The sequence below is a fragment of the Pectobacterium polonicum genome, from assembly GCF_005497185.1.
GTDB classification, from domain to species: domain Bacteria; phylum Pseudomonadota; class Gammaproteobacteria; order Enterobacterales; family Enterobacteriaceae; genus Pectobacterium; species Pectobacterium polonicum.
Window position 1 is genome coordinate 12,225 of the sequence record NZ_RJTN01000032.1, and the last position, 23,907, is coordinate 36,131.

At 51.5% G+C, this 23,907-nt stretch carries 21 protein-coding genes and 2 tRNA genes; 6 read left to right on the forward strand and 17 right to left on the reverse strand.

Annotated elements, in window-relative coordinates; all coding sequences use genetic code 11:
* Positions 1-134: 134 nt before the first annotated feature.
* From argH to argC, 3 genes are all read right to left on the reverse strand, one after another.
* On the reverse strand, positions 135-1,508 hold the full coding sequence (argH, locus tag EDI29_RS21125; RefSeq protein ID WP_137742444.1) for an argininosuccinate lyase: 1,374 nt from the start codon (positions 1,506-1,508) through the stop codon (positions 135-137).
* A gap of 61 nt (positions 1,509-1,569) precedes the next feature.
* A complete protein-coding gene (gene argB / locus EDI29_RS21130; protein ID WP_015842151.1) occupies positions 1,570-2,343 on the reverse strand; it encodes an acetylglutamate kinase in 774 nt (257 codons plus the stop codon).
* A 37-nt stretch (positions 2,344-2,380) separates the two neighbouring features.
* A complete protein-coding gene (argC, locus tag EDI29_RS21135; protein ID WP_137742445.1) occupies positions 2,381-3,385 on the reverse strand; it encodes an N-acetyl-gamma-glutamyl-phosphate reductase in 1,005 nt (334 codons plus the stop codon).
* 202 nt (positions 3,386-3,587) lie between these two features.
* Between argC and argE the strand changes: the two genes are divergently transcribed.
* Together argE and EDI29_RS21145 are read left to right on the forward strand one after the other, a co-directional pair.
* Positions 3,588-4,739, forward strand: a complete 1,152-nt coding sequence (gene argE, locus EDI29_RS21140) for an acetylornithine deacetylase (RefSeq protein WP_133169854.1) — start codon at positions 3,588-3,590, stop codon at positions 4,737-4,739.
* A 54-nt stretch (positions 4,740-4,793) separates the two neighbouring features.
* On the forward strand, positions 4,794-5,507 hold the full coding sequence (locus EDI29_RS21145) for a GntR family transcriptional regulator (protein WP_137742446.1): 714 nt from the start codon (positions 4,794-4,796) through the stop codon (positions 5,505-5,507).
* A gap of 6 nt (positions 5,508-5,513) precedes the next feature.
* Here EDI29_RS21145 and EDI29_RS21150 read toward each other — a convergent pair whose 3' ends face one another.
* On the reverse strand, positions 5,514-6,713 hold the full coding sequence (locus tag EDI29_RS21150) for a starvation-sensing protein RspA (RefSeq protein WP_137742447.1): 1,200 nt from the start codon (positions 6,711-6,713) through the stop codon (positions 5,514-5,516).
* 322 nt (positions 6,714-7,035) lie between these two features.
* Between EDI29_RS21150 and EDI29_RS21155 the strand changes: the two genes are divergently transcribed.
* A complete protein-coding gene (locus EDI29_RS21155; RefSeq protein WP_137742448.1) occupies positions 7,036-8,403 on the forward strand; it encodes a PTS transporter subunit EIIC in 1,368 nt (455 codons plus the stop codon).
* 138 nt (positions 8,404-8,541) lie between these two features.
* On the opposite strand, the gene ilvA is transcribed toward EDI29_RS21155, so the two are convergent.
* From ilvA to ilvL, 6 genes are all read right to left on the reverse strand, one after another.
* Positions 8,542-10,086: a threonine ammonia-lyase, biosynthetic gene (ilvA, locus tag EDI29_RS21160; RefSeq protein WP_137742449.1), complete on the reverse strand. Its 1,545-nt coding sequence runs from the start codon at positions 10,084-10,086 to the stop codon at positions 8,542-8,544.
* Between the two features lie 5 nt (positions 10,087-10,091).
* Positions 10,092-11,942, reverse strand: a complete 1,851-nt coding sequence (gene ilvD / locus EDI29_RS21165) for a dihydroxy-acid dehydratase (protein WP_137742450.1) — start codon at positions 11,940-11,942, stop codon at positions 10,092-10,094.
* 209 nt (positions 11,943-12,151) lie between these two features.
* Positions 12,152-13,078, reverse strand: a complete 927-nt coding sequence (locus EDI29_RS21170; protein WP_137742451.1) for a branched-chain amino acid transaminase — start codon at positions 13,076-13,078, stop codon at positions 12,152-12,154.
* A 24-nt stretch (positions 13,079-13,102) separates the two neighbouring features.
* The gene (gene ilvM / locus EDI29_RS21175) at positions 13,103-13,363 is read right to left on the reverse strand and encodes an acetolactate synthase 2 small subunit (RefSeq protein WP_005969103.1); all 261 of its coding nucleotides are present in this window, start codon (positions 13,361-13,363) and stop codon (positions 13,103-13,105) included.
* Between the two features lie 57 nt (positions 13,364-13,420).
* On the reverse strand, positions 13,421-15,067 hold the full coding sequence (gene ilvG / locus EDI29_RS21180; RefSeq protein ID WP_137742452.1) for an acetolactate synthase 2 catalytic subunit: 1,647 nt from the start codon (positions 15,065-15,067) through the stop codon (positions 13,421-13,423).
* 140 nt (positions 15,068-15,207) lie between these two features.
* Positions 15,208-15,306: an ilv operon leader peptide gene (gene ilvL / locus EDI29_RS21185; RefSeq protein ID WP_071531109.1), complete on the reverse strand. Its 99-nt coding sequence runs from the start codon at positions 15,304-15,306 to the stop codon at positions 15,208-15,210.
* Positions 15,307-15,511: 205 nt separating this feature from the next.
* On the opposite strand from ilvL, the gene EDI29_RS21190 reads away from it, so the two are divergent.
* Both EDI29_RS21190 and EDI29_RS21195 read left to right on the forward strand, forming a co-directional pair.
* Complete coding sequence (locus EDI29_RS21190; protein ID WP_137742453.1) at positions 15,512-15,745, forward strand: hypothetical protein; 234 nt, start codon at positions 15,512-15,514, stop codon at positions 15,743-15,745.
* Positions 15,712-17,238: a YifB family Mg chelatase-like AAA ATPase gene (locus tag EDI29_RS21195; RefSeq protein ID WP_137742454.1), complete on the forward strand. Its 1,527-nt coding sequence runs from the start codon at positions 15,712-15,714 to the stop codon at positions 17,236-17,238. The genes EDI29_RS21190 and EDI29_RS21195 overlap by 34 nt, the downstream gene beginning before the upstream one ends.
* Before the next feature lie 57 nt (positions 17,239-17,295).
* Here the strand turns inward: EDI29_RS21195 and EDI29_RS21200 are convergent, their stop codons facing one another.
* A complete protein-coding gene (locus EDI29_RS21200) occupies positions 17,296-17,634 on the reverse strand; it encodes a MaoP family protein (protein WP_014701822.1) in 339 nt (112 codons plus the stop codon).
* Positions 17,635-17,754: 120 nt separating this feature from the next.
* Here EDI29_RS21200 and hdfR point away from each other — a divergent pair, with 120 nt between their 5' ends.
* A complete protein-coding gene (gene hdfR / locus EDI29_RS21205; RefSeq protein ID WP_137742455.1) occupies positions 17,755-18,582 on the forward strand; it encodes an HTH-type transcriptional regulator HdfR in 828 nt (275 codons plus the stop codon).
* Between the two features lie 22 nt (positions 18,583-18,604).
* Here the strand turns inward: hdfR and yjfF are convergent, their stop codons facing one another.
* The 6 genes from yjfF to EDI29_RS21235 all read right to left on the reverse strand — a co-directional run bounded on the left by yjfF (position 18,605) and on the right by EDI29_RS21235 (position 23,880).
* Entirely contained in the window at positions 18,605-19,567 is a 963-nt protein-coding gene (gene yjfF, locus EDI29_RS21210) for a galactofuranose ABC transporter, permease protein YjfF (protein ID WP_137742456.1), read from the reverse strand.
* The gene (gene ytfT / locus EDI29_RS21215) at positions 19,567-20,577 is read right to left on the reverse strand and encodes a galactofuranose ABC transporter, ATP-binding protein YtfT (RefSeq protein ID WP_137742457.1); all 1,011 of its coding nucleotides are present in this window, start codon (positions 20,575-20,577) and stop codon (positions 19,567-19,569) included. The genes yjfF and ytfT overlap by 1 nt, the downstream gene beginning before the upstream one ends.
* The gene (ytfR, locus tag EDI29_RS21220) at positions 20,564-22,084 is read right to left on the reverse strand and encodes a galactofuranose ABC transporter, ATP-binding protein YtfR (protein WP_137742458.1); all 1,521 of its coding nucleotides are present in this window, start codon (positions 22,082-22,084) and stop codon (positions 20,564-20,566) included. The genes ytfT and ytfR overlap by 14 nt, the downstream gene beginning before the upstream one ends.
* Positions 22,085-22,274: 190 nt before the next feature.
* A complete protein-coding gene (gene ytfQ, locus EDI29_RS21225) occupies positions 22,275-23,231 on the reverse strand; it encodes a galactofuranose ABC transporter, galactofuranose-binding protein YtfQ (RefSeq protein ID WP_048262983.1) in 957 nt (318 codons plus the stop codon).
* Between the two features lie 441 nt (positions 23,232-23,672).
* Positions 23,673-23,748 (reverse strand) — tRNA-Trp (locus EDI29_RS21230).
* Positions 23,749-23,803: 55 nt separating this feature from the next.
* Positions 23,804-23,880, reverse strand: a tRNA-Asp gene (locus tag EDI29_RS21235).
* Positions 23,881-23,907: the final 27 nt, after the last annotated feature.

Genomic DNA, 23,907 nt, shown 5'->3' on the forward strand with positions numbered 1-23,907 from the left:
AATGCGAGCCGCATTCCATATGAGAATGGATAAACGATAATTTGCAGAAGAATCAGATGGGTAACGCAGAAATTCCCCCAACGCGAAACACCACGTTGAGGGAATGGAAGGGGTAACTTAGCGCAGAGTACGACTTAGGCTAAGCGCTGCTTCGCCTCACTAATCGCTTTGGCAACCTGCTGTGGTGATACGCCACCCTGTGCCGCACGCTTATCCAGGCAGGATTGCAACGCCAGAATCGGGTACACATCCTCGCCAATCACGGCGCTGAATTTTTGCAGATCGGCCAACGGCAGTGCTTCCAACGCTTTACCCTGACGAATGGCTTCTACCACCGCTTCACCTACGATGTGGTGCGCTTCACGGAACGGAACGCCTTTCGCGACCAGATAGTCTGCCAGCTCTGTCGAGTTGGCGTAGCCTTGCTCGGCCGCTTCTTTACAGCGCGGACGTTTCACCTGAATACCTTCCAGCACCAGACCCGCCATCATCAGGCAATCGTGCCAGGTATCCAGCGCGTCAAACAGCCCTTCTTTGTCTTCCTGCATGTCCTTGTTATACGCCAGCGGCAGGCCTTTGAGCGTCATCATCATGCCAGTCAACGCACCCTGTACGCGGCCACATTTACCGCGAATCAGCTCCAGCGCATCCGGGTTTTTCTTCTGTGGCATCAGGGAAGAACCGGATGTCACACGATCAGACAGCTCAACGAACGCCGCTTCACCGCTGTTGAAGAAGATCAGATCTTCGGCAAAACGCGACAGGTGGATCATGCCGATCGAAGCGTCAGACAGTAGTTCCAGTACATGATCGCGATCGGAAACCGTATCCAGACTGTTGCGCGTGGCCGAGGCAAAGCCCAGCCAGCCCGCCAACTGCTCACGGTCAATCGGATAAGCCGTTCCCGCCAGCGCACCGCAGCCCAGTGGGCTGACATCCAGACGCTTCAGCGTATCTTCCAGACGGCTTTCATCACGCGCCAGCATTTCATGGTAGGCCAGGCACCAGTGGGCAAACGTTACCGGCTGTGCACGCTGCAAGTGGGTGTAACCCGGCATTACGGCATCCTGATTCGCTTCTGCCGTTGTGACCAGCGCCTGACGCAGCTGGCGTACTGACAGCAGCAGCTCGGCAATCTGCGCCTTGCACCACAGTTTCAGGTCAGTTGCGACCTGATCGTTACGGCTACGACCGGTATGCAGTTTTTTGCCCAAATCACCGACTTTCTCAATCAGGCGCAGTTCAACCCAACTGTGAATGTCTTCTGCATCGCTTTGCAGGATCATCTCAGGATCGGCCTGTACCTCAACCAGCAGTGCATTCAGCGCCTGTTCCAGTTGTTGCTGTTCCTGCTCGCTGAGCACATTGACCGTCACCAGCGCTTTCGACCAGCCGATCGAGCCAACGATGTCCTGTTCCGCCAGACGGTAATCAAACCGCAGTGAGTCATTAAATTGTTTAAAACGCTGATCTGCTGCCTGACTAAACCGACCGCCCCACAAAGCCATAACTATTACTCCCAGAATTTAATTCATGTTGGTATCGCATCATGCCATACCCAGAAACGACTTACGCCAGAATACGTGTACCAATCGCCACGCCGTTAAACAGCGCAGGCAGTTGCTCGGCATGACGCCAGCTGGCAATATCAACTGGACGCCCCAGCGCACGAGCGGCATCCAGCGCGGCATTGACCTTAACAATCATGCCGTCGGTGATGATGCCCTGAGCAATCAGCTGTTCGGCTTTTTCCGCCGTCATTTCGGCAATACGCTGGCCTTTACCGTCCAGAATACCGCTCACGTCAGACAGCAGGATTAAATCCGCGCCCAGCGTTTGCGCTAGCGCCGTCGCCGCCTGATCGGCGTTGACGTTCATCAGATCGCCCTGCGCCGTAATCCCGATGGAGCTAACGACAGGCAGATAGCCCGCTGACAGCAGCGTATTCAGCAACGCAGGTGAGCCCGCTTCCGCTTTACCCACAAAGCCCAACGCTTCGTCTAGCTGCGTGACCGTCGTGCTGCCGCCATCGCCCAGACACAAACCGACGGCGTTGATATCATGCTTCTTCGCCCATGACAGCAGGGTTTTATTAGCGGAACCCGCCAACGCACCAGTGATGATGTCGATCTGATCGGCAGGCGTGACGCGCAGGCCGTTTTTCTTCACGACAGGCAGCGACAGTTTCTTCATCAGGTCATCTACCAGACAACCGCCACCGTGCACAATCACCAGCGGACGCTGATGCTCCTGACGGTAAGCCACCAGCGCGGTAAACAGACGCTCCAGCGCTTCTTCGCTATCCAGTAAAACGCCACCTAACTTGATAATTAACGGATTCATTATGCTTCACGCCTCGAAATGTCGGGACCAGTAGTGATTAAATTAACGATTGAGTTTCAGGGAAACCAAAACGAATGTTCATGCATTGCACAGCCTGTGCCGCCGCGCCTTTCAGCAGGTTATCTTCGGTTGCCACCACGATCAGGTGCTCACCATCAACCGAGAAACCGATATCGCAGAACGGCAGGCCGACAACGGATTTCAGCGCCGGGACACCCTTATCATACAGGCGAACCAGCGGCTTATCGTGGTAAGCGTTGTGATAAGCCTCGGCGACATCCTGCTGGGTGACGCCCGGTTGCAGGCGGCAGGTGATGGTTTCCAGAATACCGCGGGCGAAGTTGCCTAAATGCGGCGTGAAGATCACTGGCGTACCGAGATGTGTTGAAATTTCAGGCTCATGACGGTGGTTGAAAATACCGTATGGTTGCAGGCTGACTTCACAGAAACTGTTGGTCATCGATGCTTTACGCCCTGCTCCGCTCACGCCGCTGACAGCATTGATCACAGGCCACTGAGCCGGATTCAACAGTTGCGCATCCAGCAACGGCTTCAGCGCCAGTTGCGCAGCCGTTGGATAACAACCCGGCACAGCAATCAGCTGTGCCTGTTTTACGCTGTCAGCACGCCATTCGGCCAGCCCGTAAACCGCTTTTGCCAGCCAGTCAGGATGCTGATGTTCGAAGCCATAATAGCGGCGATAAAATTCGGCATCCTGTACGCGGAACGCGCCGGACAAATCAAAAACAGTGCAGCCTGCCGCCAGAAAAACCGGGGCCAGATCGTGGCTGACTTTGTGGTCAGTCGCCAGAAAAACGACATCCACGCCTTTCGCCGCTTCTTCAACATCGGTCAGCGGTTTTACCGGGATATCAATGATGCCTTTGAGCTGCGGATGCAAATCAGAAATCAATTTTCCTGCATCGACACTTTGCGCAGAAACCATCAAAGCGGTTATGTTCATCTGTGGGTGACGGTTCAGGTAGAGCGCAAGCTCAGCGCCGGTATAACCACTTGCACCAACAATCAGCGTATTCAGCATGGGGTCCGTATACCTTCTTATTCATCTATGAAACAGGTAACAGGGTTCACCAGCGTCGGTACGCTGTTCACCCGCGAAACTCAGTGAAAGTGACGAATCGTCATCGCCGCACCTTTGGGTTTCCTTTCGCCGAGCATTATTGTATTTTTATTCAAAATAAATGCATGAATATTGATACTATCCTAACCAGAGGCTGTCAACAGTGAAGATGAATTTACCCCCTTTTATTGAGCTATATCGGGCATTGATCGCCACACCGTCCATCAGTGCCACCGACAGCGCGCTCGATCAAAGTAATCATACCTTAATCAACCTGCTGGCAGGCTGGTTCGGCGATCTCGGCTTCCATGTGGAAGTCCAACCCGTTCCCGGCACCCTCAATAAATTTAATATGCTGGCGCGGATTGGTGAAGGAAAAGGTGGCTTATTATTGGCAGGGCATACCGACACCGTGCCGTTCGACGATGGCCGCTGGACGCGCGACCCTTTCACGCTGACTGAACACGACAACAAGCTGTACGGCTTGGGTACAGCGGATATGAAAGGGTTCTTTGCCTTTATTCTGGACGCCTTGCGCGATATCGATCCCACCAAGCTCACGAAGCCGCTCTATGTGCTGGCGACTGCCGATGAAGAGACAACCATGGCTGGCGCCAAGTATTTCTCCGAATCCACGCAGATTCGCCCAGACTGCGCCATCATCGGCGAACCGACCTCGCTGCAACCGGTGCGGGCGCACAAAGGCCACATGTCAAACGCGATCCGTATTCAGGGACAATCCGGCCACTCCAGCGATCCTTCGCGCGGTGTGAACGCGATTGAGCTGATGCACGAAGCGATTTCCCACTTGCTGGTGCTGCGTAACACGCTACAGGAACGCTATCACAACCCGATTTTCCACATTCCTTATCCCACAATGAACCTTGGTCACATTCACGGCGGCGATGCAGCTAACCGCATCTGCGGCTGCTGTGAACTGCATATGGATATTCGTCCGCTGCCGGGCATTACGCTTAACGATCTCGATGGACTGCTGTCTGAAGCGCTTGAGCCTGTTAGTCAGCGCTGGCCGGGTCGGCTGACCGTCAGCGAACTGCATCCGCCGATTCCCGGCTATGAGTGCCCGCCGGATCACCGTCTGATATCGGTCGTGGAGAATCTGCTGGGGACGAAAACGGAAATCGTGAACTACTGTACCGAAGCACCGTTTATTCAGACGCTGTGTCCGACGCTGGTTCTGGGTCCAGGCTCGATCGAGCAGGCACATCAGCCGGATGAATATATTGATACTGCGTTTATCAAACCGACGCGGGAACTGATTTCGCAGGTTATTCATCACTTCTGCCACCACTGATCCGATGAAAGCGGCCTTGTCAGCCACGCTGGTAAGGCCATGTTGAGACAGCTCATGAAAAAGAAAGATTTCATCGCACAGGATTTACTGAGCAAAATCTATCAGCACACCGATCCGCTCCCAGAAAAGCTGCCGCCGGAGCGCCAGTTGGCGGAAGAATATGGCGTGTCGCGCTTCACTATTCGTCAGGCGCTGGAAAAGCTTGCCAGTATCGGTGCGATCCATATGGTGCAAGGTTCTGGTAACTTTATTAATCAGGGCGTTCGCAGTAATCCGCTGGTTTATAACTCGATTACCGAAAAGAAATTTACTCAGATTTCATCTCGCCTGCTTAGCCTACATAAACGGCTACCGAACCGAGAGGAGCAGCAGGTATTTGCGATCGGCGAAAATGCGTTCATCTGGGAATTCAGTCGGTTACGTTATGTCGATAACCGCAAAGTACAGATCGAGATCTCGAAAATGCCTGCCGCAGACTTCCCGGAAATGAGTCAGAAGATTATTGAAGGTTCTATTCAGCAGTATGTGCTCAGCAAGGGCTATGCGATTTCGCACTATCTGACACATTATCAGGCGGTTAACGTCACGAAAGCACAGGCTGAGCTACTGGGTTGCAAGAAAGGTACGGCGGCGATGCATATTCTTAATCGCGGTATTTTACAGGGCGGCCGCGTGTACGAATCAAGCGATATCATCGACATCAACTACACCTGTACCTACGTCATCCCCTTAAACCTCGATAATTTGGCCTTTCGCCAGTCGCCGTAATGCGGCTTAAGGCGTATGCATCGTGCCATCCGGCAGGCGACTCTGCGTCCATTCGTGCGGACGATAGACGACAGGGAACTGCCGCGCCGCATCCAGATCGATCCCAACGCCAATACCAGGGCGTTCGATCGGATACAGGTAGCCATTCTCTGGTTCTACTGCCTGCGGGAAAACCTTGCGGGTATTTTCCGGGTAAGCGACAAATTCCTGAATCGCGGCGTTATGCAGGTGGATATTGAGGTGAATATTGACCGCCGCGCCGATAGGCGTCATATCCGGTGGGCAATGCCACGCGAGACGAACGCCAAAGTTCTGGCAGAATGCGCCCAGCTTCAGCGCTGGCGTAATCCCGCCAATCTGTGAGACATGGCAGCGAATGAAATCAATCTGACGGTTAATCACCACATTCTGCCACTCAGCGGGATTGTTAAACAACTCTCCCGTCGCCAGCGGCACCGCACTCTGACTGCGGATCTGCGCCAGCCACTCATTTTGTGCAGGCGGCAAAATATCTTCGATAAAATAGGGACGATAAGTTTCTACCGCTTTAGCAAACTGTACTGCCTGATTCGGGAATAAGCGTTCATGGACGTCATGCAGGATATGGAAACGATCGCCGTATTTCTCCCGCAAGGCACGGAACATGGCCAGTGTGTTAGCTATGTACTGATCCTGATCGTAATAAGCTCCCTCCGTTGGCTGTCGCGTGCTGTGCAACGCGTCAGGGTTACCACCATAGAACCCTAACTGGCAGCGAATATGGCGATAGCCCTGCGCATACAGCCGTTCCACTTCCTGATAGAGCCCATCCAACGTATCGCTGGCAGCATGGCTGTAAGCGGCAATCGCATCGCGAGATTTCCCACCAAACAGATGATAGAGGGGCATATCCGCCAGCTTACCTTTGATGTCCCACAGCGCCATATCAACGCCTGCAACGGCATTGTTGATAACCGGCCCATTACGCCAATAAGCGTTGACCATCATCATGTGCCACAGATCTTCGATATGGTTCGCATCTCTTCCCACTAAAAGCGGTTTGAGGTACTCGTCCACCATCGCTTTTACGGCTAGCGGACGTTGCTGGAAAGTCGCACACCCATAACCCGCCACGCCTTTATCCGTATGAACCACCACCGTCACTAAATTATGACGGTCAGGGCGAGTAACAAGACATTCAATATCAGTGATGATTGTCGGCAACACAAAAATATCCTCCGGTGCGCTTACCGAAATAGCTATGCCCGGTAAAAACACAGTCTAAAATCAGTTTCTTTTTTTGTTTTCTACTTATTTTTTCTTTTATTGTAAACCTATTCTTTAAAAGAATTATTTTGGTTTGGAAAACCGGCTTCATTCATTAAAAAACCAGACCAATTACAGAATAACAACAACAAAACCCCCTTAATAGACTAATCATGTGATGAATCTCATGTTTTATTGGTTTGTTTTTTATTTTTTAATTTTCTACTATCTTAGGAAATAATTCGGCCAGAAATAACATAAGGCGATTTGGGGAGTTTATTCCATGGGAAAAAATGAGGTTATTCAGTCAATCATTAAACTGGTTGGCGGAAACGATAATATTAATAAAGTCTGGCACTGCATGACGCGGCTTAGGTTTGATTTAGTTGATGAAAGTAAAGTACAAACCGACGCCATCAAGAGCCTGCCCGGAATATTAGGTGCACAACACCAAAGTGAGCAATTTCAGATTATTATCGGGCCGCAGGTCAGCGAGTATTACGAGCTGTTGAACGCGCAGCTTTCTCCTACCGCCACGGCACTGTCAGACGCGAAAAAGCAGAAAAAAGGGCTGATTTCGCTGTTCATGGATACGGTTTCTGGCGTATTTGGTCCGATCGTACCCGCCATTGCGGGTGCGGGGATGATCAAAGGGCTGCTGGCAGGGCTGATTGCCTTGAAAGTGGTTTCTGCTAAAACCGATACCGTGATCGTCATCGATCTGATCGCTAGCGGCGTATTTTATTTCCTGCCGTTTTTCCTCGCCGTCTCGGCTGCCAAGATATTCAAAACGAACGAATATTTAGCCGCAGCGGTAGCGGCATGCCTGATGTATCCATCGTTGATGGAGGCTGCAAAAGCGCTAGCCAGCCACAGCCCTGATGCGGTCAGCGCCTTTTACTTCATGGGTGTACTGCCCATTTCGGTGTTCAACTACTCCGCCAGCGTCATTCCGGTGATTTTCTCCGTTCTGGCGTTGAGCTATATCCACCGTTGGGTCGATCACATTATGCCTTCGGTGCTGAAAACGGTGTTTACCCCAACGCTGACGCTGTTTATCACCGCACTGGTGTCGCTCACCGTTATCGGACCATTCGGGATTTATCTCGGCAAGCTGCTGGCGCTGTTTATCCAGAGCCTGTTCGATATATCCGCGGTATTCGCTGGTTTTGTGGTGGGGGCGATCCGGCCTGTCGCCATCCTGACCGGTATGCATCACGCCATGACACCCATTGCGCTACAAAACTTCTCTGACCAGGGTTTTGATATGCTGATGCCAATGATGTGTATGGCCAATATGGCAATTGCAGGTGCCACGTTTGCCATTTACTTCCATGCCAAAACCCGTCAGGACAAATCTGTCGTGCTCTCTGCTGGCGTGTCTGCGCTGCTGGGCATCACCGAACCCGCACTCTTCGGCGTGCTGACCAAGTACAAAAAAGCGTTTATCTCCGCCACGGTAGCCAGCTCCATCGCCTCAGCCTTCATCGCGTACTTCGGTGTCCGGCTGTATGGCTACATTCTGTCGAGTATTTTCAGCCTGCCAGCGTATATCGGCCCGTACTTTAGCTACGCTATCTCCGGTATGGCGATCGCCATCGTGCTGTCTTTTACTCTGACTTATATTCTGGTCGTCAGAGCCTCTAAGTAGGCCACAACATTCTGCATCCACCAGCGTGCGGAACGACGTTGACATAAAGAGATGCCATCCCTGTTGCTACCAGATGGCATAAAGATCGCGCCGCCGACGGTGAAACACCATCGGCGGTGCTAGGGGGAAACTCAGCAATTAACCCGCCAGAAAGAAGCGGAACGCTGGGTTATTGGTTTCGTCATGGCATTCATAGCCCAGCGCTTGCAGGTGCTGTTCGAATTCCCGATCGCCTGCTTCCAGTTCAAACGCGGCCAGAACGCGGCCAAAATCCGTACCGTGGCTGCGGTAATGGAACAGCGAAATATTCCAGTGTGCCCCCAGCGTATGCAGGAATTTCAGTAACGCCCCCGGCGACTCTGGAAACTCAAAGCTGTACAGCCGTTCCTGTAACGGTTTGGAAGGCCGTCCGCCAACCATGTAGCGCACGTGCAGCTTCGCCATTTCATCATCGGACAAATCCACCACTTCATAACCGTCGGCGGAAAGCTCAGCGATAATTTCCTGCCGCTCCGCATAGCCTCGCGTCAAACGCACACCAACAAAAATGCAGGCGTCTTTGGCATCCGCATAGCGATAGTTGAACTCGGTGACCGAGCGACCACCCAGCAGTTGGCAAAACTTCAGGAAGCTTCCCTGTTTTTCGGGGATCGTCACAGCCAGCAAGGCTTCACGCTGTTCACCCAGCTCGCAGCGTTCGGAAACGTAACGTAGACCGTGGAAGTTGACGTTCGCACCAGACAGGATATGCGCCAGACGCTCACCCTGAATCTGATGCTGTTGGATATATTTTTTCATCCCCGCCAACGCCAACGCGCCAGACGGTTCCGCAATCGCACGGACATCTTCGAACAGATCTTTCACAGCTGCACAGATAGCATCACTGTCGACGGTAATCACGTCATCCAGATATTCCCGACACAGACGGAAGGTTTCATTGCCGATGCGCTTCACCGCCACGCCTTCGGCAAACAGCCCAACACGTGGCAGATCGACCGGTTGCCCAGCATCCAGCGCCGCACGCAGACAGGCGGAATCTTCCGCTTCCACGCCAATCACCTGAATCTGCGGCATCAGTTGTTTGATCAGTACGGCAACACCGGCTGCCAAGCCACCACCACCGACGGGCACAAACACGCGATCCAGATGGGCATCCTGCTGTAGTAACTCCAGCGCCAACGTACCTTGTCCGGCAATCACCGCAGGGTGATCGAACGGCGGCAGAAAGGTCATATGCTGCTGCTCTGACAGTTCAATCGCCTTGGCTTTGGCTTCATCAAAGTTAGCGCCGTGTAGCAGCACTTCACCGCCAAAACCACGCACCGCATCCACCTTGATGTCGGCCGTCGCTACCGGCATCACAATTAGCGATTTAATTCCCAGCTTGCTGGAAGAGAGCGCGACGCCTTGCGCATGGTTACCGGCTGACGCTGTTACCACACCGTGTGATTTTTGTTCATCGCTCAGACCCGCCATCATCGCGTACGCACCGCGCAGCTTAAAGCTGTGCACCGCGTGCCTGTCTTCACGTTTTACCAGAATGACATTACCCAGCCGCGAAGAGATCTTATCCATCTTCTCCAGCGGTGTGACCTGCGTGATTTCATACACTGGCGACCGCAAGATCGCCCGCAGATACTCCGCGCCCCCCGGCGCGGCAGGAAGAGGTTGTGACACAGCCATCAGCATTAGCCTCCCAGCTTGCTTTTATCCCGCACAGCGCCTTTATCTGCGCTGGTTGCCAGGCTAGCGTACGCGCGTAGCGCAAAAGAAACCTGACGTTCACGATTATGTGGCGTCCAGGCCTGTTCGCCTCTCGCCTCTTCCGCTGCGCGGCGGCTCGCTAACTCATTGTCATCCAGAACCAGCGCGATACTACGGTTCGGAATATCAATCGCAATGACGTCTCCGTCCTGTACCAGAGCAATGGTGCCGCCGCTGGCCGCTTCAGGAGACGCATGGCCGATAGACAGACCAGAGGTACCGCCAGAGAAGCGACCGTCAGTGATCAACGCACAGCTTTTACCTAACCCCATCGATTTCAGGTAGGTGGTTGGATACAGCATTTCCTGCATACCCGGCCCGCCTTTCGGCCCTTCATAGCGGATAACAACCACATCACCCGCCACGACTTTGCCACCCAGAATGGCGTCTACCGCATCGTCCTGACTTTCATAAACTTTCGCCGGACCGCGGAATACCAGGCTACCTTCATCCACGCCAGCGGTTTTCACGATACAGCCATTCTCTGCCAAATTACCGTACAGCACGGCCAGACCACCATCCTGACTGTAGGCAAACTCGCGGGAACGAATACAGCCTTCCTGACGATCGGTATCCAGTGAATCCCAGCGGCAATCCTGCGAGAACGCCTGCGTGGTACGGATACCCGCCGGGCCGGCGGAATACATGCTTTTCACACTTTCATCCTGCGTCAGCATGACGTCGTAAGCTTCCAGCGTTTCCGGCAGCGTTTTGCCCAGCACGTTCTTGACTTCACGGTTCAGCAGACCGGCTCGATCCAACTCGCCAAGAATACCGATCACGCCGCCTGCACGGTGTACGTCTTCCATGTGATATTTCTGCGTACTCGGCGCCACCTTACACAGATGTGGAACCTGACGTGACAGCCTGTCGATATCGGTCATAGTGAAGTCCACCTCGCCTTCCTGCGCTGACGCCAACAGGTGCAGGACGGTATTGGTGGAGCCGCCCATCGCGATATCCAGAATCATGGCGTTTTCAAAAGCAGCTTTATTGGCGATGTTGCGTGGCAGCACGCTCTCATCATCCTGCTCGTAGTAGCGCTTCGCTAGACCAACAATACGTTTGCCTGCATTCAGGAACAGTTGCTTACGGTCAGCGTGCGTCGCCAGCAGCGAACCGTTACCCGGCTGAGACAGGCCCAGCGCTTCAGTCAGGCAGTTCATCGAGTTGGCGGTAAACATACCGGAACAGGAACCACAGGTCGGGCAGGCAGAACGCTCGATCTGATCGCTCTGCTCATCGGATACTTTCGGATCTGCGCCCTGAATCATTGCATCAACCAGATCCAGCTTGATGATCTGATCGGATAATTTGGTTTTTCCCGCTTCCATCGGGCCACCGGACACAAAGATCACGGGAATATTCAGGCGCAGTGACGCCATCAACATCCCTGGGGTGATTTTGTCACAGTTGGAGATACACACCATCGCATCTGCACAGTGGGCATTCACCATGTATTCTACCGAGTCGGCAATCAGTTCGCGGGAAGGCAGAGAATAGAGCATACCGCCGTGACCCATGGCGATGCCGTCGTCCACTGCGATCGTGTTGAATTCTTTCGCGACACCGCCAGAAGCTTCGATTTGCTCGGCAACCAATTTCCCCAGATCGCGCAAGTGCACATGGCCAGGCACGAATTGGGTGAAGGAGTTAACCACCGCGATAATGGGTTTACCAAAATCATTGTCGGTCATCCCGGTGGCGCGCCACAAGGCTCGGGCTCCGGCCATATTACGGCCGTGCGTGGTGGTGGCTGAACGGTACTTAGGCATGCTCTGTTACTCCAAAAATTACGAATGTGGCGATGACGGAACGTGCCACCGCCTGACTGTCTGTCTCTATACCCATTATATTTCAAGCTGCATGTGCGTTGGCGATACTCTGTTCATTTCTGAGCCTCACCATGACGGGCCACCGCAAGCGACGTTCAAATCGGCTAAACCGATTTGTCCTGCTGCTCGAACGAGTTAGGGTATATAGTCTACTGATTTATCGGGTCCAACCAGCCCCATTTATCCTCGGTTTCACCCGTGAAGAGGCCAAAAAATGCTTGCTGCAAGGCTTTGGTCACCGGGCCGCGTTTGCCAAGGCCGACCTGAATGCCGTCGACGCTACGTACCGGCGTAATTTCCGCCGCCGTGCCGGACATAAACACTTCATCCGCCAGATACAGTGACTCACGGGACAGCACCTGCTCACGCACTTCATATCCAGCGTCCTTCGCCAACTTGATGATGGCGTCGCGCGTAATGCCCGGCAGAGCCGAAGAGGTAAACGGCGGCGTGAAGATAATACCGTCCTTCACTTCAAACAGGTTCTCACCCGCCCCTTCGGAAACATAGCCGTGAACATCCAACGCGATCCCTTCCTGATAGCCGTGGCGGCGTGCTTCACTCCCCACCAGCAAGGAGGACAGATAGTTACCGCCCGCTTTAGCGGCAGTCGGAATGGTATTCGCCGCGACACGGTTCCAGGACGACACCATCGCATCAATACCCGCTTCCAGTGCCTCTTCACCCAGATACGCCCCCCACGGGAAGGCCGCAATGATCACATCGGTTTGGTAGCCGTCTGGAGGGTTAACGCCCATACCCACATCACCAATGAACACCAGTGGACGAATATACGCGCTGGTCAGGTTATTTTTGCGCAGCGTTTCACGACAGGCTTCCATTAACTCATCCACGCTTTGTGCGACCGGCATGCGATAAATTTTTGCCGAATCACGCAGGCGCTGCATGTGCTCACGGTGACGAAAAACCACCGGACCCTTGTGTGAATTGTAGCAACGAACGCCCTCAAACACAGACGTGCCATAGTGCAGGGCATGCGACATCACGTGTACTTTTGCTTCAGCCCAAGGAACCATCTCGCCATTGAACCAAATGTAGTCCGCTTTTTTTGTCATTCTTTTTTTCCTTACTCTTTTGCGTTAGGCGCTGATCTGCTGTGATGTCGTCATCGGCTGAATGTCAACGCAGGCGATATCCAACAGCTTGCTCAATTGTGTTGACAATAAATCCACCGAACGATGGCTGGCAACGGTCAGTTCAATATTAATGTGATCGGTATTAGTGGTTTGCACCATATTCATGGCACAAACTTTGAAACCGCGATGGCGGGTAACACGCAATACACGCTCCAAAACCTCGGGACGAAAGCGCGCCTGAATCGAAAGTTGATGGTGTGTCATTCTGTTGTCTCCAGCACTTGTTCTGTGTAAGTCAGCCATTAGTTGGTTTCGTCGAGCTTATTTGGTTTTATCGAGCATCGTTTCATTACCCGCACCCGGCGGAACCAGCGGCCAGACGTTTTCGTATTCATCGATAGATACGTGCAGTAAGTAGGGTCCTTCGCTGTTAAACAGAGCATCCAGCGCGACATCAATTTGATCTTTACGAGTGATGCGCTGGCCGGGGATATCAAACGCGCTCGCCAGCGTCAGGAAATCAGGGTTATCGGAGAGGTCGGTTTCACTATAGCGTTCATCAAAGAATAGCTGCTGCCACTGGCGCACCATGCCTAACCGTTGGTTATCCAGTAACACGATCTTCAACGGCAGCCGTTTTCGCTTGATAGTCCCCAGTTCCTGAACGTTCATCATGAAAGAACCGTCGCCGGAAATACAGATAACCATGTCGTCCGGGCGCGCAACCTGTGCGCCTACCGCAGCGGGTACGCCGAAGCCCATCGTGCCGAGGCCGCTAGAAGTGATGAAATTCTCAGGACGGCTGAACGTCATATGCTGTGCAGCCCACATCTGGTGCTGGCCGACATCGGTCGTGACCACGGTATCCGCATCCATGCGTTCAGAGATCGTTTTCAACAGCGCGGGGGCATAAATCGCCTGACCAGGATGATCGTAACGCCATGGATATTCCGCCTTCATCATGGTGGCCTGCTGACGCCATGCGCTGACGTTCAGCGACTGTTGCAGCGCAGGCAATATCGCCTTCAGATCGCCTTGCAGTGCAACATTAGCATGGCGCAATTTGCTCAGCTCCGCTGGGTCGATATCCATGTGAATAACGCTGGCATGAGGCGCGAAGGCATTCAGCTTGCCGGTCACACGGTCATCAAAACGCGCCCCGACCGCGATTAACAGATCGCACTCCTGCACAATCAGGTTCGCCGCTTTCGTGCCGTGCATACCAATCATACCGAGGTAATAGGGATGATTGGCATCCACGGCACCCAGTCCTTTCAGCGTCGACACCGAAGGAATATCCGTCACACTCAAGAATTCACGCAGCGCAGGAACCGCATTCGCCATGCCGACCCCGCCGCCAACGTACAGCACCGGTTTTTGCGCTTTCGCCAACAGGGCATACGCCTGTGCGATATCTTGTTCAGGGAAATCAACATCGTTAGCAACGGGCGCAAAGTTCGGCGTGAAATCGCCGACAGCTAACTGAATATCTTTAGGAATATCGACCAAAACAGGGCCAGGACGACCGCTGTTGGCAATCGCGAACGCTTCTGCCATCACTTCCGGCAATGATTCGAGAGACTCAACCAGAAAACTGTGTTTCGTACAGGCCAGTGACAGCCCCAACACGTCGATCTCCTGAAAAGCATCGGTGCCAATCAGCGCCGACCCCACCTGTCCAGTGATCGCTACCACAGGTACGGAGTCCAGCAACGCATCGGCCAGACCGGTGATCAGGTTGGTAGCACCAGGGCCAGATGTCGCGATACAGACACCGACGTTGCCCGTCGCGCGGGCATAGCCAATCGCCGCCATTGCCGCGCCTTGCTCATGGCGACACAGCAGGTGTTTTACGCCGCCGTCATAAAGTGCATCATAGACTGGCATTATCGCGCCACCCGGATACCCAAAAACGGTGTCCACTCCCTGTGCTCGCAACGCTTGTACCACCCACTGTGCTCCATTCATAGTTATTTCCCCGACATCTTATGGGAATAACAGAATTTTATGCTGATGCTCATTTTCTGTTCCTTTCCGTTATAGATTACGCCCAACAAAAAACCCCCGACCTTTCGGTGCGGGGGTTTTCTTGAATCGGGCCTTGATTTCTAAGCCATTCTTCGTCCAAGTGCAGCCCCGCACGGTGGGATAATAATCACCACCACGCTAATCACGACTAGGCTAATCACTAGGGATAGGGCTTTCATAATAGGTTGTTCATTAATCTTCTGTCGAACGAATGCCTACAGAGTTATCACAGTAAGACATGCCATTACAACCATTTTTTTTCATTGCCATAGGTAAGAATTACCTATGATACGGAAAAAAACACAACGTAATCATAAGGTAGAAGCATGCAAAATTATTTTCGTCTATTGGTGTAAAAATGAGCAAGTAAGAGGAAACGTAGTAATGAAAACATGCGTTGCCGATCGCCAGATAATGTTAAGAGAACCGTTTCCCCAAATAAATGCGGCGCAGTACGCACAAATTTTATCCATTGCTGAAACAGAAGATTATTTTATGACGCTGCCGCGCAAGCTAGCGACAGCAGTCTCTACTTTTTCCCCCTTACAGCACATGATGCAAGCCATCATCAAAGGGGAAATAGCATGTCATTGGCAGTTACCTATACTCGGGCAATGATTGGTGTACAAGCACCGGACGTTTACATCGAAGTTCACATCAGCAGCGGGCTGCCCGCTTTAACGCTGGTAGGATTACCAGAAACCACCGTGAAGGAAGCGCGCGATCGCGTGCGCAGCGCACTCATCAATTGCGGATTTACCTTTCCAGCAAAGCGCATCACGGTCAATCTCGCTCCCGCAGACCTGCCAAAAGAGGGGGGACGCTACGATCTACCGATTGCTCTGGCGATTCTAGCGGCATCAGAACAAATCGATGGTGAAAAGCTAAGCCGCTACGAGTTTCTCGGCGAACTCGGCCTGTCTGGCACCTTACGTGGCGTTAATGGCGCGATTCCTGCCGCCTTGGAAGCCATAAAAGCAGGCCGCCAGCTTATCCTGCCAGATGACAATAAACGGGAGATGACGCTGATACCGCAGGGTGAAGCGCTGATGGCTGGTCATCTGCTAGAGGTGTGTGCTTTTCTCAGTGGAGAAGAGGAACTGCTCAGCTGTTCCACTATCACACCCGTTACACTGGCAGGGGAAGATACGCTAGACCTGAAGGATATTATCGGTCAGGAGCAAGCTAAACGCGCATTGGAAATCGCGGCGGCAGGTGGCCACAATCTGCTATTGCTAGGGCCACCGGGAACAGGGAAAACGATGCTGGCGAGTCGGCTAGGCAATCTGATGCCGCCATTGAGCGATGAAGAAGCGTTAGAAAGCGCCGCTATCAACAGCCTGGTCAACATTGATGCCACCATGACGCGCTGGCGAGCCAGACCCTTCAGAGCACCTCACCATAGTTCTTCTATGGCGGCACTCGTAGGCGGGGGCTCGCTGCCCAAACCCGGAGAAATCTCACTCGCCCACAACGGTGTGCTGTTTTTGGATGAATTACCAGAGTTTGAGCGACGCGTCTTAGACTCGCTGCGAGAACCTCTGGAATCTGGTGAAATTATCATTTCCCGTACCCGAGCCAAAGTGTGCTATCCGGCACGCGTTCAGCTCGTCGCCGCGATGAATCCCAGCCCGTCAGGGCATTATCAAGGTATTCATAACCGATTGCCGGCCCAACAGATACTGCGCTATCTCAGTAAGCTCTCCGGTCCCTTCTTGGATCGCTTTGACCTTTCGATCGAAGTTCCTTTACTGCCACCTGGCGTGTTATCTCAGCAACATTATCAAGGGGAAAATAGCGCGACGATTCGCGAACGCGTACTGATCGCACGACAGATACAGCTGAAGCGGGCAAATAAAATTAACGCACTGCTAACTTCACGCGAAATAGAAAAACACTGTGCGTTAGAGCCACCTGATGCGGCTTACCTGGAAGAAGTGATGAACAAACTTGGCTTATCCGTACGCGCCTGGCACAGGATATTGAAAGTCGCACGCACGATCGCTGACCTTGGCGATCGGGACAACATTGAGAGAAAGCATCTTGCCGAAGCGCTGAGCTACCGTTGTATGGATCGATTACTCATCCAGCTCCATAAAAGCCTTGAATAGCGGAAGTGCGGTAATAACTTGCCCCAAAAGGAAATGGGGCTAATGCCCCATTCTTAATTAATCATCGCTTTCAGTGTATTCTTCCACTGCATCCATTTGCGGCTTACCGCCAGACAATGTATGGAAGCGTTTAGGACGACGGACACGTTCCAGATATTTGGACCAGATTTTTTCCAGTTCTGTTTCCGCTTTACGTTCGCCGCGACACATTGCAACAAACGATGTTTCTTCTTCAGTCACTGGTTCACGTTTACCCAAATCCAGTTCGTTAAACGCGTAACCGTGGCGTTCCAACAGTTGTGCTTCTTTAATCGTAAAGTCGCCATGTCGGGAAAAACCACGCGGGTAGAACTTGTTATCAAAAAAACGATGAGTGGTAGAGAAGCTTTCTGCCATCTTACACGCTCCTAATTCTTCTATGGTCGTGTTGTTTATGGCGCGGAGTATTAGATAGGCTTGACATTGTGTAAAACAAAACATTTAAATCATTACGACAAAATTTTTTTGGAGATGGGCGTGGATACCGAATTACTAAAAACCTTTCTGGAAGTCAGCAGGACAAGACACTTTGGCCGTGCTGCCGAATCCCTGTATCTGACGCAGTCAGCGGTGAGTTTTCGGATTCGCCAGTTAGAGACGCAGCTTGGTGCCAACCTGTTCACGCGCCATCGGAACAATATACGTCTGACCCCCGCCGGCGAACGGCTTCTACCCTATGCGGAAAGCCTTATCGGTACCTGGCAGATAGCCAAAAAAGAGGTCGCACGTTCGCAGCAACACAGTCTGCTCTCGGTAGGGGCAACTGCCTCATTATGGGAAGTGTATCTAACACCGTGGCTACAATCACTCTACCAGCAGCGCCCACTGCTCCAGTTAGAAGCGCGAATTGCCTTGCGCCACTCGCTGGTAAAACAGCTCCATGAACGCCAGTTGGATCTGTTGATTACGACTGAGCCACCTAAAATGGAAGAATTGGCGAGCCAGCTACTGGGCAATTTTTCCCTTTCGCTGTTTGCAGCAGAAGCGCACCCACCCGGACAGGAACTGCCCTATATAAAACTTGAATGGGGAGCAGATTTTCATCAGCAAGAGACTCGCCTGTTGGCCAGCGAGCAGCTCCCCGTCCTGACAACAACATCAGCTCATTTAACCCGCCAGTTACTTGAAATAACCGGCGGTTGCGCGTTTTTACCTAGCCATTGGTTACAAACGTACACCAATCTGAGGGTAGTCGGCGACAACCAGCCCGTCGTGCGCCCATTTTATGCCGTTTGGTTACAAAACAGCGATCAGCAGACGATGATCCGTCAGTTACTGAAAACGCCTATCGTGATTAATTCATGACCTGTTTTTGCTCACATCTGACTTAAGCACGTCTGGTTAACCAGAATGTGCTTAACGCCTTCTGTAACCCAATGAAAGCAAACAGCAGGAAACCAATGACGATTTTTGTCCACCATGAGCTCAAAGTGCCGTCAAACGTGATATACGTCTGAATCAGGCCCTGAATCAATACGCCAAACAGAGTTCCCAATACGGTTCCGACACCGCCGGTCAGTAGCGTGCCGCCGATTACAACGGCAGCGATGGCGTCCAATTCCACACCGCTTGCCGCCAGGGCATAACCCGCTGAGGTATAGAGCGAAAAAACAATGCCTGACAGAACCGCTAACATACTGGAAAGCATGTAGATATGGATCGTCGTCCGCCTGACTGGAACCCCCATCAATTCCGCAGAATAGCTGTTACCGCCAATCGCATAAACACGGTTACCGAAACGGGTACGATGCGCCATCACCATCCCTACCAGCACCACAATCAGCATAACCAGCGCCAGAAAGGTAAAACGCCCTCCATCGGGCATGCGCCATGCTAAACCCGCCAGTTGGCTGTAGACCGGGTGCTCAATGGGAATCGACTCCTGTGAAACGATAAAGCTCATACCCCGGACAAAGAACATGCCAGCCAGCGTGATAATAAATGCAGGCAATTTCAGCGTATCGATAATCCATCCCATCAATCCGCCAAACATGGCTCCCATCACCAGCGCAATTGCGAACGCAAAGAAAGGATCAATACCATACGCACCGATCAATTTGGCCAGTAACACACCGGTAAACGCAATAACTGACCCTACAGAGAGATCGATCCCGCCAGACAGAATAACAAACGTCATCCCAACCGCCACGATCCCTAAAAAAGCGTTATCCGTCAGTAAATCAAAGAAAACTCGCGTCGAAGCAAAGCCGGGAAACTGGCTGAGACAGAATAAATAACCCACAATAAATACCAGAATCGTCATCAACAGGGGGAAGTGGCGTTTCAACATTATGTTTTCCTCCTAAACAGTTGATGCAGCGAAAAGCGCGGAGATTGCATGACCAAAACCAGCAGAACGACGAGCGCTTTCAAAACCAGATTAAATTCCGGCCGATAGCCAGATAGCAGAATTCCGGTATTCATACTTTGAATAATCAAAGCGCCGACGACAGAGAGCAGTAAATTAAAGCGTCCTCCGAGTAGGGAACCGCCCCCGATCACCACAGCCAGAATCGCATCTAATTCCAGCCAGAGGCCCGCGTTATTCGCATCCGCACCGCGGATATCAGCCGTTACGATAACGCCTGCCACAGCGGCGCATACGCCGCAGATGACATAAGCCGCGACTAATACCAGCTTCGTACTCACGCCAGCGTTGCGAGCCGATCGCAGATTAATACCGACAGATTCAATAAATAGCCCAAGCGCCGTTTTACGCGTCAGAGCCCACAGCGCCAGCAGCACTACGCAGGCAATCATCACTGGCATAGGTAGATAGAACAGGGTTCCGCTGCCCAGCTTAGCCAACCCGGCATTATCAAATGTAATAATTTGGCCTTCGGTAATCAGTTGAGCAATACCTCGACCGGCGACCATCAGCATTAAGGTCGCCACAATCGGCTGAATCTGCAACACCGCGACCAGAAAGCCGTTCCATAACCCACATAGTGCGCCAACCAATAACGCGGCCAGTAATACGGAAGGGAGTGGATGACCAGCAGTCGTCAGCGTTGCAGCTGTCGCACCTGCAATCGCCATGACTGCACCGACCGATAAATCGATGCCACCCGTTGCAATAACCAGCGTCATTCCTAATGCCAGCAGCGCAACGGGTGCCCCGCGGTTAAGAATGTCGATAAGGCTACCGAACAAGCGTCCATCCTGAATGTGGAGGGAGAAGAAGTTTGGCGCAACCATGCTGTCGATCAACAGAATAGCAACCAGCGCCAGAAGCTGTGGCATTCCCTTGGTAAACGTTAGGCGCACTTTTTTGGCAGGTTTGATGTTATTGTCTGTCATCAGCCGCTCCCGTTTGTACTGCGATTGCCTGCATCACTGCGGCAACCGAGATCTCGCTATGTTCAAGATGCGCAACGTGTTGCCTATCACGCAGCACAATGATGCGGTCGGCATAGCCGGTCAGTTCTTCCAGTTCGGAAGAGATCACCAATAGCGCCATCCCCTGTTCACACAGTTTTTCGATCAGGCGAATGATTTCGGCATGTGCACCAACGTCGATTCCTCTCGTTGGCTCATCCAGAATCAAGAAACGCGGCTCAGTTGCCAGCCAGCGCGATAGCAGAACTTTTTGCTGATTCCCTCCCGATAGATACTGAATTTCCTGCTCAGCACTGGGTGTGCGAATCCCTAACAGGCTAATAAATTTTTCAGCGATACGGGTTTGCTCGCGTAAAGAAATGGGCTTCAGCCAGCCGCGCTGCGCCTGAAGCGCCAGAATAATGTTCTCTCGTACCGTTGCGGTGCCGACAATACCGTCAGTTTTACGATCCTCTGGGCAATAGCCAAAACCCAACTTTCCTGCTGCACGCGGCGTACGAATGCTGACTTGTTTGCCATCAACCCTGGCTTCTCCGGCATCAGATACGTTGATGCCAAATATCAATTGCGCCGTTTCTGTCCTGCCGGACCCTAATAAACCGGCCAGACCAACGATTTCTCCAGGGCGTACGGAAAGATCGAAGTCATTAATTGAACCACGTCGGCCATAGTGTTTAAATTGCACAATGGGTTCACCCGAGACGTCACTGTGTTTACCCCGCTTCAATAATGTTTCATCAAAACTGTGTCCCAACATCATTTGAACTAATTCAATACGCGGTAATTCTGTAGTAGGCAATGTCCCGGCTAGCCGCCCATTGCGTAAAACGGTAATTCTGTCGCTAATGCGATAAACCTGATCCAGAAAATGCGTAACAAATATCATGCCGATTCCGCGATCGCGCAACTTCCGTAATATATCCAGCAACATCTCGACTTCTTTTGCATCAAGGCTTGCCGTGGGTTCATCGAGAATTAAAACTTTAGCAGAGAGATCGATAGCTCTGGCAATAGCGACAATTTGCTGAACGGCAATGGAATAATTGCCAAGAGGATGACTAACATCAATCATCAGCCCATAATTCAATAATATTGCTTCGGCTTGGCGCAAGATTTTATGTTGGTCAACGATGCCCCAGCGTGTGGGTTCACGGCCAATAAATAAGTTTGCCGCAACGGACAGATTCGGTAATAGATTAACTTCTTGATATACCGTACCGATACCTAACGATTGAGCATGGGCCGTATTAACAGGATTAATCGCAATGCCATCGAGGATAATGTCGCCCGATGAGCGATGATAAACGCCAGTCAGCGCCTTAATCAGCGTTGATTTACCTGCACCGTTCTCCCCCAATAGCGCTACTATCTCGCCGCGATTAAGCGTGAAGTCCACCAGATCTAATGCTTTCACCCCCGGAAACTCAACGCTCATGCCCCGAATATCTAACAACCGTGTCGTTTCCATCAGCATCACCTATACGACAACTTAACAAGGCTACATCACACCTGAGTAATATTATGGTAAGTAGGCTGACAATATTCACTGCTCCTTTGTTTAAAGGAGCAGAAAACAGGGTAAACCCACTTTTCCATATTCATATTTCTGCCAGGTATTTAGCAAAATTTATATAAATGATGAATCCATAATATAAAAATCAATAACCAAGATCTTTTTTGGTTTCATATTCCTGTTTTGCCGTGTCAGGCAATAATAAACGAGATTCTGTCTGGATAAATTTTTCCGGCTGCTTTCCGTCTTTCTTCATCGCTAATAAGGCATCAAAAGCAGGTCCAGCCATATTAGGTGTTAACTCAACGGTGGCGTTAGCTTCACCATTCATCATGGCCTTGAAAATATCAGGGACACCATCAATAGAGACAACTTTTATTTGTGAGCCAGGTTTTAGCCCCGCTTCTTTAATTGCCTGAATAGCACCTATAGCCATATCATCATTATGTGCATAAACTGCACAGATATTTTTTCCGTTCTGTTCAGCTTTAATAAAGCTTTCCATAACCTCTTTACCCTTACTGCGAGTAAAGTCTCCTGATTGTGAACGGATAATTTTTATCTGCGGGTCTGAAGCTATACCGTCAGCAAACCCTTTCTTACGGTTTATCGCTACGCTAGCCCCAACCGTTCCCTGTAACTCGACAACATTACAAGGTTTACCTGCGGCCTCTTTAACAAGCCATTCCCCTGCCACTTTTCCTTCATAGACACTGTCAGAGGCAATAGCAGCGGTGTACAGCGATGGATCACTGACTTCAATCGTCCTATCAAGTAGAAAAACCGGGATTTTTGCTTCTTTAGCTTCCTGTAAGACTGGAGCCCAGCCAGTGGCAACGACCGGTGCGATAAATATGGCATCTACGCTCTGAGCAATGAATGACCGCACAGCCTTGATCTGATTCTCTTGTTTCTGCTGAGCATCAGCGATCTTCAACGTTATTCCACGTTTCTCAGCTTCCTGCTTTGACACTTTAGTCTCCGCAGAGCGCCATCCTGATTCTGAACCAATCTGAGAAAAACCAACAGTTAAGGGTTTTGCCTGTACGGCACCGCACAATGCCGTGCTTACAGCAACAGCTACCAGTAAACGTCTGTACATACTTAAACTCCTTCTGTGTCGCTTTACAGCTACGTAGTCAGATTTCAGGTACAGCATAGCGCCGCAAATTTATGCTATAGCGCTACCGATGTGATGTTGGCGGATATCACTCACAAGTGAATGTAACCTGAAGGAGTGTTTTGAAAACGATTTACCCTTCACTCAGGTTGTAGATAGTTTTAGTTCAAATATCGAACAAGGTAGATGAGCAAGTTCACAACCTGGTATTACGGTGATTTTGTGCATATTTACAGCTAAATCAGCACGATCTGTCAGAAGGGCATTAAAGGATTTTATCTGTTAAATAACAATGCATTAGATTAACCAGATATTCGATAGAGATAAATAATGGAGAAATCAGGAAGAGGGATACAGGCAGGATTGAGCATAAAGTGCAAATAAAAAAAAAACCTTCACAGCAACGTGAAGGTTTTTTTTATCTGGCAGGGGCGGAGAGACTCGAACTCGCGACACCCGGTTTTGGAGACCGGTGCTCTACCAACTGAGCTACGCCCCTATATTTTTCTTAACACTATGCCTGCTAAAGTTAGCAGGCATAGTATTTTAATAAGTGGCGGAACGGACGGGGCTCGAACCCGCGACCCCCTGCGTGACAGGCAGGTATTCTAACCAACTGAACTACCGCTCCACCGAATTTCTTTACAACCACCAGATT

Excerpts from the sequence above, each read along its gene's own strand:
- argH (WP_137742444.1), bottom strand. The coding sequence starts at position 1,508 with ATGGCTTTGTGGGGCGGTCGGTTTAGTCAGGCAGCAGATCAGCGTTTT.
- argB (WP_015842151.1), bottom strand. The coding sequence starts at position 2,343 with ATGAATCCGTTAATTATCAAGTTAGGTGGCGTTTTACTGGATAGCGAA.
- argC (WP_137742445.1), bottom strand. The coding sequence starts at position 3,385 with ATGCTGAATACGCTGATTGTTGGTGCAAGTGGTTATACCGGCGCTGAG.
- EDI29_RS21145 (WP_137742446.1), top strand. The coding sequence starts at position 4,794 with ATGAAAAAGAAAGATTTCATCGCACAGGATTTACTGAGCAAAATCTAT.
- EDI29_RS21155 (WP_137742448.1), top strand. The coding sequence starts at position 7,036 with ATGGGAAAAAATGAGGTTATTCAGTCAATCATTAAACTGGTTGGCGGA.
- ilvA (WP_137742449.1), bottom strand. The coding sequence starts at position 10,086 with ATGGCTGTGTCACAACCTCTTCCTGCCGCGCCGGGGGGCGCGGAGTAT.
- ilvD (WP_137742450.1), bottom strand. The coding sequence starts at position 11,942 with ATGCCTAAGTACCGTTCAGCCACCACCACGCACGGCCGTAATATGGCC.
- EDI29_RS21170 (WP_137742451.1), bottom strand. The coding sequence starts at position 13,078 with ATGACAAAAAAAGCGGACTACATTTGGTTCAATGGCGAGATGGTTCCT.
- ilvM (WP_005969103.1), bottom strand. The coding sequence starts at position 13,363 with ATGACACACCATCAACTTTCGATTCAGGCGCGCTTTCGTCCCGAGGTT.
- ilvG (WP_137742452.1), bottom strand. The coding sequence starts at position 15,067 with ATGAATGGAGCACAGTGGGTGGTACAAGCGTTGCGAGCACAGGGAGTG.
- ilvL (WP_071531109.1), bottom strand. The coding sequence starts at position 15,306 with ATGAAAGCCCTATCCCTAGTGATTAGCCTAGTCGTGATTAGCGTGGTG.
- EDI29_RS21190 (WP_137742453.1), top strand. The coding sequence starts at position 15,512 with ATGAAAACATGCGTTGCCGATCGCCAGATAATGTTAAGAGAACCGTTT.
- EDI29_RS21195 (WP_137742454.1), top strand. The coding sequence starts at position 15,712 with ATGTCATTGGCAGTTACCTATACTCGGGCAATGATTGGTGTACAAGCA.
- EDI29_RS21200 (WP_014701822.1), bottom strand. The coding sequence starts at position 17,634 with ATGGCAGAAAGCTTCTCTACCACTCATCGTTTTTTTGATAACAAGTTC.
- yjfF (WP_137742456.1), bottom strand. The coding sequence starts at position 19,567 with ATGTTGAAACGCCACTTCCCCCTGTTGATGACGATTCTGGTATTTATT.
- ytfT (WP_137742457.1), bottom strand. The coding sequence starts at position 20,577 with ATGACAGACAATAACATCAAACCTGCCAAAAAAGTGCGCCTAACGTTT.
- ytfR (WP_137742458.1), bottom strand. The coding sequence starts at position 22,084 with ATGGAAACGACACGGTTGTTAGATATTCGGGGCATGAGCGTTGAGTTT.
- ytfQ (WP_048262983.1), bottom strand. The coding sequence starts at position 23,231 with ATGTACAGACGTTTACTGGTAGCTGTTGCTGTAAGCACGGCATTGTGC.